Here is a 12,814-nt window from a genome sequence, read left to right on the forward strand (position 1 = left end):
GAAACGTTTGCCATGCGCCTTCGCCGTTTCGACGGCAGGCGGCGAGCACCCTGCGCGTTCCGCTTCCACGCAGGGAACGGCGCCGCGGCTAGCAATTCGGCCCGTCCTTCCCTATGTGCCCACCCGATCATGGCAACGCGACTCCCAGAAGCCCCCAAGGTGGGCATGGTGTCGCTCGGCTGTCCCAAGAATCTGGTCGACTCCGAGCGTATCCTGACAAAGCTCCGTTCGGACGGCTATGCGCTGTCGCCGGACTATGCCGGCGCGGACGTCGTGCTGGTGAATACCTGCGGGTTCCTCGACAGCGCCAAGGAAGAATCGCTCGAGGCGATCGGCGAGGCGATCGCGGAGAACGGCCGGGTGATCGTCACCGGCTGCATGGGCAAGGAGGCCGAGGTCATCCGTGCCCGCTTTCCCAACGTGCTCGCGGTCACCGGCGCGCACCAATATGAGGACGTGGTCGGCGCGGTGCACACTGCGGCGCCGATGCCGCCCTCGCCCTTCGTCAACCTGGTGCCGGACAGCGGGCTCAAGCTCACCCCGCGCCACTATAGCTATCTGAAGATCTCGGAAGGCTGCAACCACCGTTGCAGCTTCTGCATCATCCCGTCGCTGCGCGGGGACCTGGTCAGCCGCCGGCCCGACGCGATCCTGCGCGAGGCGGAAAAGCTGGTCGCCGCCGGCACCAAGGAACTGCTGGTCATCAGCCAGGACACCTCGGCGTACGGCATCGACATCCGCAAGGAGCCGCGCGCCTGGAAGGGCCGCGAGGTGGTGCCGCACATGACCGATCTTGCCCGCGAGCTCGGCCAGATCGCGCCCTGGGTGCGACTGCACTATGTCTATCCCTACCCGCATGTCGACCAGGTGATCCCGCTGATGGCAGAGGGGCTGGTGCTGCCCTATCTCGATATCCCGTTCCAGCACGCGGCGCCCAACGTGCTGCGCGCGATGAAGCGTCCGGCCAACGAGGCCAAGGTGCTCGAGCGGCTGCGCGGCTGGCGCGAAATCGCCCCGGACATCGCGATCCGCTCGACCTTCGTCGTCGGCTTCCCCGGCGAGACCGAGGAGGATTTCCAGTACCTCCTCGACTGGCTCGACGAAGCCCAGCTCGACCGCGTCGGCGCGTTCCGCTTCGAGCCGGTCGAGGGTGCCTCGGCCAATGACCTGCCCGGCGCGGTGCCGGAAGCGGTCAAGGAAGAGCGCTACGCCCGGATCATGGAAAAGACCGCCGCGATCAGCGCCGCCAAGCTCCAGGCCAAGATCGGCCGCAAGCTCGACGTGATCATCGACGCGGTCGACGAGGACGGCGGCGCCACCGGCCGCAGCCAGGCCGACGCGCCGGAGATCGACGGCGAAGTGTTCCTGCGCGACTCCGGCCATCTGGAACAGGGCGACATCGTGAAGGTCCTCATCGAGGACGCGGACGAACACGATCTCTACGGTGTACCGATGGGCTGATCGGCTGCGGGTTTGATCGGCAGCCTGCCGGTTGCCCGCAGCACGAGAAAAAGGATTGCGATCACCGGCACTGCAAAACTAAATATCCAGGGCGTGAACGGTCCCTGCTGGAACCCGGATCCGCCGAGCAGCAGGAAGCTCACCGGCAGGGTCCGCCAGGCGCCGGTAGTCCAGTCCAGCTGGAACATGCCGAAGGAGAACAGCACTCCGACGCACCAGAGCCACTTGAACCGCAGGCCCCTGGTGCGCAGGGCGAGCACGAAGGCGACGAGGCTGGTCGCCACGGCCGCGGCGATGAGCGCCAACCAAAGCAGCTGGATCGGACCCTTGTCCCTGAACGTGAAGCGATTGGCGCTGATAAGCGATTGGCCGACCGGCTGCACAAACACGCTTTCGATCACAGGCCTCGGCCCGGCCGTCTCCAGAACGACCTCGAACACAGCCCATTTAGCGTCGTTGCCGAGCTCATAAGTGAATCTTTTCAGCGTAGTTTTCCGGCCTTCGACTATCTGCCACTGGACGTTGATGTTGCCCAGGACGGGATCGCCCTTTGCCAGCGCCTGCATTTTGCCGACGAGCGTGGCATCCAGCTGAGTACGCAGCCGCGGGTCTGAGGCGCTCTGAAGCCATTGCAGATCCGCACTTTGCACCGCCCGCACCGCGTGTAGCGCCTGTGCCTGTTCCGCAGGCGTGCTCAGCTTGTCAAAGAGCTGCTGATAGCTGCAGGCAGACAGCACGATCAGAACGAACGTAACAAAAAATCGCATATGTAACCCCCGGCCGAAGATCCTATGCCGCTGCAGATCGGGCTGCAACGATCCGTTGGCAGGGGACGCGAGCAGCGCTAAGCCACAGCCATATTTCCCGGAGGCCCGATGTTCCGTTCCGCCCTTGCCGCCACCCTGTTGATCGCCACCCCCGCCGCCGCCCAGCAGCTCACCGCGGAGCAGACCGCCAAGGTCGACTCGATCGTCGCCGATGCGCTGAAGAGCAGCGGCGTGCCCTCCGCCTCGATCGCGATCGTGCGCGACGGCAAGATCGTCTTCACCAAGGCCTATGGCGACCAGGGCCCCGGCATCGCCAAGGGGCCGGACGCGAACGCCAAATACCAGATCGCGTCGATCTCCAAGCAGTTCACCGCAGCGGCACTCCTGCTGCTGGAGGACGAGGGCAAGCTGAGCCTCGACGACAAGGTCTCGAAATGGGTGCCGGACGTCACCGATGCCGACAAGATCACCATCCGTCAGCTGCTCAGCCACACCGCCGGCCTGCAGGATTATTGGCCGCAGGACTATAGCTTCAAGGCGATGGAGACGGCGGTGACGCCGCAGCAGATCGTCGATCGCTGGGCCAAGAAGCCGCTCGACTTCGCCCCTGGCACCGCGTGGCAATATTCCAACACCGGCTATGTCGTCGCCGGCATGATCATCGAGAAGGCCTCGGGCAGGAAGCTGCTCGACTATCTCCAGGCCAAGATCTTCAAGCCGCTGGCGATGCAGGCGATCGACCAGGACAAGGCGATCGGCAAGGGCTTCCCGCAGGGCACGCACCGCTATGCGCTGGGCCCCGTGCGCCCGGCCAAGCCGGCGGCGGACGGCTGGCTCTGGGCGGCCGGCGAGCTGGCGATGAGCGCCGCTGATCTTGCCAAGTGGGACATCGCCCGCATCGACCGCCAGGTGCTTACCCCCGAGGACTGGGCGGCGCAGGAAACCGAGGTGAAGCTCGCCGACGGTTCCCCCACCCATTACGGCCTTGGCGTGTCGCTGGGCGAGCATGGCGGCAAGAAGGAAGTATCGCACGGCGGCGAAGCGGTGGGCTTCCTGTCGAGCAATGTCGTGATCCCCGAAGAAAAGTTCGCCGTGGTCTCGCTGGTCAGCGCCGATTTCGGCGGTGCGCACGACATCATCGCGCAGGGAATCACCGAGCTGCTGCTGCCGGTCGCCAATCCCGCCGCCGCACTCACTCTCGACCAGCAGCGCGACGCGCTGGCCAGGAAGCTGTTCGACCAGCTCCGCGCCGGCACACCCGATCGCAGCCTGATGACCGAGGATGCGAACTATTTCTTCGATGCCACCGCACTCGGCGACTATCGCGCCAGCCTCGCGCCACTCGGCGAGCCGCTCGCATTCGAGCCGATCGGCAAGGCGCGGCTGCGCGGGGGCTTCGTCAACCGTAACTACCGAATCCGCTATCAGGGTCGCCAGCTGATCGCCGTGACCTATGCCGAGCCCGGCACCGACGGTAAGTTCGAGCAGTTCCTGGTGATGCCGCGATGAGCGACGAAGCCGAAAGCCGTGCCAAGGACCGCGCCGAAGCCGCCAAGGTGCGGCGGCGCTGGATCACGCTGGGCGAAGTGCTGGGCGTAGCCGCCGTGCTGATCTCCGGCCTGACGCTGTGGAACAACTGGAACGATCGCCGCGAGACCAAGGCCGAGAAGGCGGCCACCGAGCAGCGCGCCTCCGCAAAGGTGGCGAAGCTGGTGCTGGTCGCCGCCGATGCCGGCAAGCAGACGCTGGCGCTCAAGCCCGCTGCGCCCGAGCAATCGGTGCAGAGCCAGACGGTCCTCTTCCCGACCGCCCTCGGCGTCTCGCCGGCCGAGACCACCGGCGAACCGCGCATTGACGGCGGCTGGTTCGAACACGCGCTGGTCAAGGCGCGTGAGGCCGCCGGGCTGCCCGACAACAGCCGCGGTGACGAGCGGCTGCCGGTGGTGATCGTCACCCAGTTCCTCGCCGACGGCGATCCGCACGAGGACGTGGCGCTGTACGACGTCGGCTATACCATCTCGGGCAAGTTCCTCGGCGGGCACAGCGTCACGCTGCGCGGCATCTCGCTGGTGGCGAAGGTGAAGCGCGATCATGCGCAGGCCAGGCTCGACGCGCGGTGGAAGAGCTTGCTGCCCGCGGCGAAATGATGCGGCGCCCCCTGGCCAAAAAACCAGGGGGGTCCGGGCTAGGCGCGGGGCGCGCGGCGTCCTAGATCAGGCACATGACGGATCTCAACACGCTCGTACAGCCCGACCGCGGCCAGGCCGCTCGCACCATCCACCTGATCGACGCCAAGGGCTTCGATACCTGGCTCGCCGCGCAGCCCCCGCGCCACCGCGCCGCCGCCGCCGCGCAGAAGCTCAGCGGCTCGGCTTACTCCAGCGCGATCCTGCCCGGCGATGCGCCGGAGGACTGGTCGGTCGTCTCGGTCGTCGGCAATGCCGAGAAGCTCACCCCCTGGTGCCTCGCCAAGCTGGCCGAGACGCTGCCCGAAGGCAGCTACCGCGTCGAAGGTGTCGAGCCCGGCAAGGCGATCTATGGCTGGCTCGTCGCCCAGTACAAGTTCGACCGCTACAAGAAGGCAGACCCCAAGCTGCAAGGCCCGCGCGTGCTGCTCACTGCCGATCCGGTGAAGATGGAAGAGGCGATGCGCATGGCTGCCGTCACCTTCAAGCTGCGCGACCGGATCAACACCGGCGCCAACGACATGAGCCCCGCCGACCTGGAAGATGCCGGCGCCGAGCTCGCCAAGACCTATGGCGCCACCTTCTCGGTGGTGAAGGGCGACGAGCTCGAGCAGGGCTATGGCATGCTCCACGCCGTTGGCCAGGCAGCGGGCAAGGGCCGCGAGCCGCGGCTGATCGAGCTCGAATGGGGTAACCCGGAGCATCCGCGCATCGCGATCATCGGCAAGGGCGTCTGCTTCGACAGCGGCGGCCTCGACATCAAGCCGGCCGCCGGCATGCGGCTGATGAAGAAGGACATGGGCGGTGCCGCCCACGCCCTCGCACTCGCCGAACTGGTGATGCAGAACAAGCTGCCGGTGCGGCTCCACATGCTGGTGCCGGCGGTCGAGAACTCGATCTCGGGCGAGGCGACGCGCCCGGGCGACGTCATGATCTCGCGCAAGGGCATCACCGTCGAGAACAGCAACACCGACGCCGAGGGCCGTCTGATCCTGGGCGACGCGCTGACCAAGGCCGAGGAAAAGAACCCCGAGCTGGTGTTCGACTTTGCGACGCTGACCGGCGCCGCCCGGGTCGCGCTGGGCGCCGACCTCCAGGCGTTGTTCTCGAACGACGACACGCTGGCGGCGGAAATCGTCGCGGCCGGCGAGGAAGAATCGGATCCGATCTGGCGGATGCCGCTCTACGATCCGTACAAGGAGCTGCTGAAGTCCGACGTGGCGGACATGGTCAATGCGGCCGAGGGTCCGTTCGGCGGCGCGATCACCGCGGCGCTATTCCTCAAGGAATTCGTGCCGGCCAAGGCCCAATGGGCCCATTTCGACATCTTCTGCTGGAACGGCAGCGCCAAGCCTGGTCGGCCCAAGGGCGCCGAGGCAGTGAGCCTGCGCGCCACCTGGAAGGTGCTCAAGGACCGCTACGGCGGATAAGCGCTTCGGCCGCCGGCGGCATCGCGCCGTCGGCGAGCCAGCGCTCGACTTCTTCCTTGTCCATCGGGCGGCCGAACAGATAGCCCTGCCCCTGTGCGCAACCCAGCGCCCGCAGCATCTCCGCCGTCTCCAGCGTTTCGATCCCCTCGGCCACCACCGGCAGCTCCAGCGTGCTCGCCAGGCCGAGGATGGCGCGAACGATCCGCAGCTTCTCGGTGCTTTCGCTCAGCGCATCGACGAAGGAGCGGTCGATCTTGATCTTGTCGAACGGCAGCATGCGCAGATGCTGGATCGAGGCATAGCCGGTGCCGAAATCGTCGAGTGCCAGCTGCACGCCCTGGTTCTTCAGCGATTCGATCGCGTGGTGCGCCTTCTCGGCATCGACGATCAGCGCGTTCTCGGTGATTTCCACGGTCAGCCGCTGCGGCGGGAAGCCGGTGCGGGCGAGAACCGACAGGATCTTGTGACTCAGCCAGTCGTCGCGCAGCTGGCCGGGCGAGATGTTGATCGCGATGCTTGCCGGCACCGGCCAGTCGCGCGTCTCCGAACAGGCGCGGTCGAGCAGGTCGAGCATCAGCGTGTTGAGCAGCCCGCACTCCTCGGCAATTGGGATGAACTGGTCGGGCCCGATCTCGGAATCCTCGCGCCGCCAGCGGGCGAGCAGCTCGAAGCCGGTGACATGGCCGGTGCGCAGGTCGATGATCGGCTGGTAGCGCGGGTAGAACAGCCCCTGGGTCAGCCCGTCGCGCATCTCCGCCTCGATCGTCGAGCGGCGGCGGATCTCGGCGTCCATCTGGCTCGCGAAGGCGCAGTAGCAGCCGCGACCTGCCTCCTTGGCCTGGTAGAGCGCGACATCGGCCCGGCGCATCAGCGTGTCCGCGTCGGATGCATCCTCGGGATAGAGCGCGATGCCGACGCTGGCGCCGATATGGTGCATACGCTCGTCGATCAGGAACGGCCGCGCCACCTCGCGGACGATCGCATGCGCCACGCTTCGCACCCGATCGAGATCGTTGCCGTCGAACGGCAGCGTGATCGCGAACTCGTCGCCGCCCAGCCGGTAGCTGCGGCCGCCCTCGCCCACCACCCAGCTCAGCCGCCCGGCAACGGCACGCAGCAGCTGGTCGCCGATCGGATGCCCATGCACGTCGTTGATCGACTTGAAGCGATCGAGATCGACCAGCATCAGCCCAAAGCGGTGCGGCTCGGCGCCGCGGAGATACTCGGTGAGCGCGCGGCGATTGGGGAGGCCGGTCAGCGGATCGTGATAGGCGAGCTGGTGGGCGCGCTGCTCGGCCAGCCGGGCACGGCGCTGGCCCGCTGCCATCTCTGCGCGCGAGGCGAGCACGTCGACGAAACCGGCATGGGTCGTCCCGAACATCCGCAGGACCACCGCCGAGACGAGGATGATGTTGATCCCCAGCCCGATCAGGAACCGGTCGCCCGAGGCGATCAGGCACAGGATGACCGGCGAGGCACCGAAGCCCATCACCAGCCAGGCCGCGACCGGGAAGGTCTGCAGACAATAGCAGCAGGTGATCGCGCCGATGAAGATATAGAGCGCGATGCAGGTGCGCCGCGCCAGATCCGCCTCCATATACAGGATCAGCGCCCAGCCTCCGAAAGCCAGGCTGAGCAGCGCCCCCGCGATGATGGTACCGATCAGATAGCGGCGAATCTTGCGGAGGCTGGGAATGGCGTCGCCGCGTCGGGCCATCCACAACAGGCTGCGCGTTGCGGCGGCGATCCCCAGCAGGATCGGCGCGACGATGCTGAGCCGAGTCGATACCGAGCCATAGGAGGCGAAGCCGAGGAACACGGCGTCCAGGAAGACGAGCGTGTACATCAGCGGGATCTGCTGCCCCAGCACCCGATATTGTTCGGTCAGGATCGCTCGGTCGAGCTTGGTCCTTCCCGAACGTACGAGGTGAATCCGCGGCAGCATGGAGGCCTTGTAGCGCCAGACCCCCGACAACAGGTTAATCCGCCGTCGCTATTTGCGCTGCCGCCTCGATGATCGGCACGAACTTGGCGGCGGTGAGGCTCGCACCGCCGACCAGCGCGCCGTCGACATCGTCCACGGCGAGGATGGACGCCGCATTGGCCCCGCTCACCGACCCCCCGTAGAGGATCCGCATGTCGTTGGCCGAAGGCCCGATCATGCCGCGAAGCTTGGCGCGAAGGATCGCGTGCATCGTCGCGATTTCGTCGAGCGTCGGCGTCTTGCCGGTGCCGATCGCCCAGCGCGGCTCATAGGCGATGGTCAGCCAGTCGGGTGCGGCGCCGTCGGGCAGCGACTTCTCGATTTGCGACTGGACGATGCGCTCGGCGCGACCGGCGTCGTGCTCCGCCTCAGTCTCGCCGCAGCAGAGGATCACGTTGAGGCCGTGACGCCGCGCGGCAGCGGCCTTGGCCCAGGTATGGTGGCTCGTCTCGGCATGATCGGCGCGGCGCTCGGAATGGCCGACGATCACTACCTTGGCGCCCGCCTCCACCAGCATCGGTGCCGAGATGTCGCCCGTATGGGCCCCCTGGTCACTTTCGTGCACGTCCTGCGCGCCGATCGTGAAGTCCGGGGCGATGTCCGCGGCCGCCGCGATCAGGGTGTACGGCACGCAGAGCAGCGCATCGACCTGGGGGTGCGCCCGCGCCGCGGCAGCGATCGCGTCGATCTCGCGCAAATGCGAGCGCATGCCGTGCATCTTCCAGTTTCCAGCGACCAGCTTGCGGCGCATCCATCACTCCCCGAATGTTTCGGCACAGTCGATACCGATTGCGCCGCGCGGCACAAGCTTGAAGGCGCGCGACACCCGCCCTAAAGCGGGCCCAAATTCCTCGAACGAACGGCTCTCCATGCTCAACGCCTTCCGGAACTTCACCAAGTCGCGCTACGGCCTGATCATCGTCTTCATCTTCCTGGGCCTGCTCGCGATCGCCTTTGCGGCTAGTGACGTGACCGGCATGCGCCAAAGCATCACCGGCAGCAGCGGTGCGCTTGCCACGGTGGCCGGCGAGAAGGTGACCGAGCAGCAGGTTCGCGATCGGCTGGAGCGCTATGTCCGCAATGCGCAGGCGCAGGGCCAGAAGATCACGATGGCGCAGCTGCTGGCGCAGGGCGGGTTCGAGGCCGCGCTGAACGATGCCGTCAACACCGCCGCGATCGAGGCATTCGCGAACCAGAACGGCATGGCGGTCGGCAAGAAGCTGATCGACACCGACATTGCCAACAACCCGCAGTTCGCGGGCATGGACGGCAAGTTCAGCCAGCAGACCTTCGAGCAGCTGCTCGCGCAGAATCAGCTCACCCCGGCGGTGTTCCGCGAGGGCATGACCACGCAGCGCTACGCTGCCTGGCTGGTCGGTCCGGTCGCGCTCCGCGCTCCCGCCCCCGCCGGCGTGGTGACCCCCTATGTCGCGACGCTGCTCGAGCGCCGCACCGGCATCGTCGGCTTCGTCCAGTCGCTGGCAATGGACCCCGGTCCCGCTCCGGACGCCAACACGCTCGCCGGCTATTACGCCCAGAACCGCAGTCGTTATCAGGTGCCCGAGCGCCGCATCGTCCGCTACGCGCTCGCCCAGCCCGATGCGCTGAAGGCGCAGGCCACGCCGACCGAGGCCGAGATCGCCGCCGCCTACAAGAAGGACGCCGCCAAATACGCCGCCAGCGAGAAGCGCGGCGTCGAGCTGGTCCAGGCGATCAGCCAGTCGGTCGCCGCCAAGGTCGCGGCTGCTGCCAAGGGCGGTGACCTGACCGCCGCCGCCAAGGCCGCCGGTCTGGAGGCCCGCACCATCGACGCTAGCGACAAGGCAACGCTCGCCAAGCAGGTTTCGGCACCCTTCGCCGACGCCGCCTTCACCGCCCCGGCGACCGCCATGCGGGGCCCCGTCCAACTCGGCGGCGCCTGGTTCGTCTACCGCGTGAGCAAGGTCGAGAAGATCGCCGCACGCACGCTGGACCAGGTTAGGGCCGAGCTCACCGAGGAAGTGACCAAGCGCAAGCTGGCCGCGCTGCTCGCCGATTCGCGCCAGGCGATCGAGGATGCAGTCGGCGACGGCGCGACCTTCGACGAAGCCGTCGCCAAGGCCAAGCTGACCGCGGTCCGCAGCCCCGCGCTGATCGCCAACGGCACCGATCCGGACAATGCCGCCTACCAGCCCGATGCCACCGTTACCGCAGTGATGAAGGCAGGCTTCGGCTTCGAGCAGGCCGGCGACGAGCCGCAGGTGATCCCCGTGGGTCAGGACGGCAGCTTCGCGCTGGTGTCGCTCGAGAAGATCGTGCCCGCCGCGCCCCGCCCGCTCGCCCAGATCACCGACAAGGTAAAGGCCGACTACATGCTCGACCAGGCGCTCGCCAAGGCACGCACCGCCGCCACGGCGATGCTGCCCAAGCTGCAAAAGGGCGTGCCGATGGCACAGGCGCTTGCGGAGGCCGGTGCGACCAAGGGCGCCCCGCCCAAGCCGTTCGACTTCAAGCGCAGCGAGCTTCGCGGCAAGGAGAACTTTATCCAGATGGCGTTCGACATGCCCGCCAAGACCGCGCGCCTGGTCGAGGCGCCGAACCGCGCCGGCTATTATGTCGTCTATGTCGACACCATCCAGCCGGGGAACCTGGCCGGCGATCCGCAGGGCCCGCAGATGCTCCAGTCGATCACCCAGGCGCTTGGCCAGGTGGGTGCGCAGGAATATGAGCGCCAGTTCGCCGCCTCGCTGGTGAGCGCGCTCAAGGTCCGTCGCAACGAAGCGGCGATCGCCCGCCTCCGCGCCGACCTGCAGCGCACGGGCGCCAGCGGCCAGTGATCCAGGGCCTCGACGCCGCCCGCGCCGCGCTTGCCGCCGGCCGGCCTGCCCTGGTCTGGCGCCAGCAGGTCGCCGATACCGAGACGCCGGTCGCCGCCGCGCTCAAGCTGATCGAGCCGGGCCGGGGCGACTTCCTGCTCGAATCGGTCGAGGGCGGATCGGTCCGCGGCCGGCACAGCCTGATCGGCTTGGCGCCGGACCTGGTGTTCCGCGCTACCGGGACGGAGGCCGAGATCAACCGGCAGTGGCTCACCGACCGCGCCGCGTTCGAGCCGCTGTCGGATGATCCGCTGGCGGCGCTGCGCTCGCTTGTCGCCGATTGCCGGATGGACGTGCCGGCCGAGCTGCCGCGCGCGCTCGCCTGCCTCGTCGGCTATTTCAGCTACGAGACCGTCGGGCTGGTCGAGAAGCTGCCGCGCCCGCCGCAGAGCCCGGTCGGCGTGCCGGACATGATCTTCGTGCGGCCGACCGTGCTGCTGGTGTTCGACCGGCTGGCGGACACGCTGTTCTTCGTCGCCCCGGTCTGGCCGGGCGCCGACCCGGATGTCGCGGCTGACCGCATCGACGCGGTCGCCGCGCAGCTCGCCAGCGCACCCCTTCCCGCGCCGGTCCGCGCCGATCCGCTGACGATCCAGCCGACGCCGGTGCTGCCGGAAGGCCGCTATGGCGAGATGGTCGCGGCCGCGAAGGAATATATCGCGGCGGGCGACATCTTTCAGGTGGTCCTCGCCCAGCGCTTCACCGCGCCCTTCCCGCTGCCGCCGTTCGAGCTCTACCGCGCGCTGCGGCGGATCAACCCTTCGCCCTTTCTCTACCATCTCGACCTGCCGGGCTTCGCGCTCACCGGATCGAGCCCGGAGATCCTGGTCCGCGCGCGTGACGGCGAGATCACCATCCGCCCGATCGCCGGTACCCGCCCGCGCGGCCGCACCGCCGCCGAGGACGAGGCGAACCGCACCTCACTGCTCGCCGATCCCAAGGAACGCGCCGAACATCTGATGCTGCTCGATCTCGGCCGCAACGATGTCGGCCGCGCTGCTGCGCCCGGCAGCGTGAAGGTCACGGACAGCTACACCGTCGAGTTCTACAGCCATGTGATGCACATCGTGTCCAATGTGGTGGGCAAGCTGCGCAAGGATGCCGACGCGATCGACGCGCTGTTCGCGGGCTTCCCGGCGGGCACGGTGAGCGGCGCCCCCAAGGTGCGCGCCTGCGAAATCATCGCCGAGCTGGAGGCGGAGACGCGCGGCCCCTATGCGGGCGGCGTCGGCTATTTCTCGCCCGATGGATCGATGGACTCGTGCATCGTGCTCCGCACCGCACTGGTGAAGGATGGGGTGATGCACGTGCAGGCAGGCGCCGGCATCGTCGCCGACTCCAATCCGGAGTATGAGCAGCGCGAATGCGAGGCCAAGTCCGGCGCACTGTTCGCCGCCGCGCGCGAGGCGATCGCGCGGGCCAGCGAGGCGGGCTTCGGGCAGTAAGGAAGCCGCAGCCGCCGAATGCGGCCGCTACAACGGCATCGCCCAAAATCAACGTCATTCCCGCGAAAGCGGGAATCCATTGCCCTGTGCGCCGGGGGAGGGAACCGCGGCATCAGCGCCCATGGATCCCCGCCTTCGCGGGGATGACGGCTAGCTAAGAGCGGGGAAGGGCCCGATCAGGGAACGCGCGAGGCCTTTGCTTCCTTGTCCAGCTTGTCCTGATACCATTGCTGCAGCATCTGCCGCGTGCAGCCGGTCTGGCCGCCGGTGCCCACTGCCGAGCAGCTGTTGGGAAGACCGGCGCGGTTGAAGTCCTCCACCACCTCCATGCGGCGCGACCAGCTGGTCGAGGGCGCGTCTTGCTTGGGCTGGTCGCGGAAGCGCTTGGGGATGCGATAGGGCGAATCGCCCGCATTCGAGCAGACGACGATCTCGTCGGGGTTCGCCGGCTTGGGGCAGCTCTCCTGGCCATAGAGCAGGATGCTGCGCACCCGCTTGGGCGGGCCGTCCTGCGTCGTCTGGTCCTGGGTCTGGGCGAATGCCGGTGCGGCAAGCAGGGCGGTGGCAAGCATCAAACGGGCAAGCATGGGGATACTCCTGGGAGGCGACACAACGTCCCTGCCCCGTCAGCGGTGCCGCGGCACTGTGGCACCCGCAAGGCCGGATTGTGCATCGACGCCCGAGCG

Annotated in this window: 10 protein-coding genes; 6 read left to right on the top strand and 4 right to left on the bottom strand. The window is 67.7% G+C overall.

Going from position 1 to position 12,814, the window contains the following annotated elements:
* Positions 1-129: 129 nt before the first annotated feature.
* Positions 130-1,461: a 30S ribosomal protein S12 methylthiotransferase RimO gene (gene rimO, locus BM009_RS07840; RefSeq protein ID WP_093295212.1), complete on the top strand. Its 1,332-nt coding sequence runs from the start codon at positions 130-132 to the stop codon at positions 1,459-1,461.
* On the opposite strand, the gene BM009_RS07845 is transcribed toward rimO, so the two are convergent.
* Positions 1,440-2,228, bottom strand: coding sequence for a hypothetical protein (locus BM009_RS07845; RefSeq protein WP_093295213.1), 789 nt, complete (start codon positions 2,226-2,228; stop codon positions 1,440-1,442). The genes rimO and BM009_RS07845 overlap by 22 nt on opposite strands.
* 108 nt (positions 2,229-2,336) lie before the next feature.
* Here BM009_RS07845 and BM009_RS07850 point away from each other — a divergent pair, with 108 nt between their 5' ends.
* The 3 genes from BM009_RS07850 to BM009_RS07860 all read left to right on the top strand — a co-directional run bounded on the left by BM009_RS07850 (position 2,337) and on the right by BM009_RS07860 (position 5,844).
* A complete protein-coding gene (locus BM009_RS07850; protein ID WP_093295215.1) occupies positions 2,337-3,737 on the top strand; it encodes a serine hydrolase domain-containing protein in 1,401 nt (466 codons plus the stop codon).
* Positions 3,734-4,375 (top strand): hypothetical protein, encoded by a 642-nt coding sequence (locus BM009_RS07855; RefSeq protein WP_093295216.1) that lies wholly within the window; start codon positions 3,734-3,736, stop codon positions 4,373-4,375. The genes BM009_RS07850 and BM009_RS07855 overlap by 4 nt, the downstream gene beginning before the upstream one ends.
* Before the next feature lie 74 nt (positions 4,376-4,449).
* Positions 4,450-5,844, top strand: coding sequence for a leucyl aminopeptidase family protein (locus tag BM009_RS07860; protein WP_093295218.1), 1,395 nt, complete (start codon positions 4,450-4,452; stop codon positions 5,842-5,844).
* Here the strand turns inward: BM009_RS07860 and BM009_RS07865 are convergent.
* A complete protein-coding gene (locus BM009_RS07865) occupies positions 5,822-7,789 on the bottom strand; it encodes a putative bifunctional diguanylate cyclase/phosphodiesterase (RefSeq protein ID WP_093295814.1) in 1,968 nt (655 codons plus the stop codon). The two genes, BM009_RS07860 and BM009_RS07865, sit on opposite strands and share 23 nt — an antisense overlap.
* 34 nt (positions 7,790-7,823) lie before the next feature.
* The gene (gene tpiA, locus BM009_RS07870) at positions 7,824-8,579 is read right to left on the bottom strand and encodes a triose-phosphate isomerase (RefSeq protein WP_093295219.1); all 756 of its coding nucleotides are present in this window, start codon (positions 8,577-8,579) and stop codon (positions 7,824-7,826) included.
* Between the two features lie 118 nt (positions 8,580-8,697).
* Between tpiA and BM009_RS07875 the strand changes: the two genes are divergently transcribed.
* Entirely contained in the window at positions 8,698-10,644 is a 1,947-nt protein-coding gene (locus BM009_RS07875) for a peptidylprolyl isomerase (protein ID WP_093295220.1), read from the top strand.
* Entirely contained in the window at positions 10,641-12,128 is a 1,488-nt protein-coding gene (locus tag BM009_RS07880) for an anthranilate synthase component I family protein (RefSeq protein ID WP_093295221.1), read from the top strand. The genes BM009_RS07875 and BM009_RS07880 overlap by 4 nt, the downstream gene beginning before the upstream one ends.
* A gap of 176 nt (positions 12,129-12,304) precedes the next feature.
* Here the strand turns inward: BM009_RS07880 and BM009_RS07885 are convergent, their stop codons facing one another.
* A complete protein-coding gene (locus BM009_RS07885) occupies positions 12,305-12,715 on the bottom strand; it encodes a hypothetical protein (RefSeq protein ID WP_254772197.1) in 411 nt (136 codons plus the stop codon).
* Positions 12,716-12,814 lie beyond the last annotated feature (99 nt).

This window comes from Sphingomonas sp. NFR04 (assembly GCF_900114095.1).
GTDB lineage: Bacteria > Pseudomonadota > Alphaproteobacteria > Sphingomonadales > Sphingomonadaceae > Sphingomonas.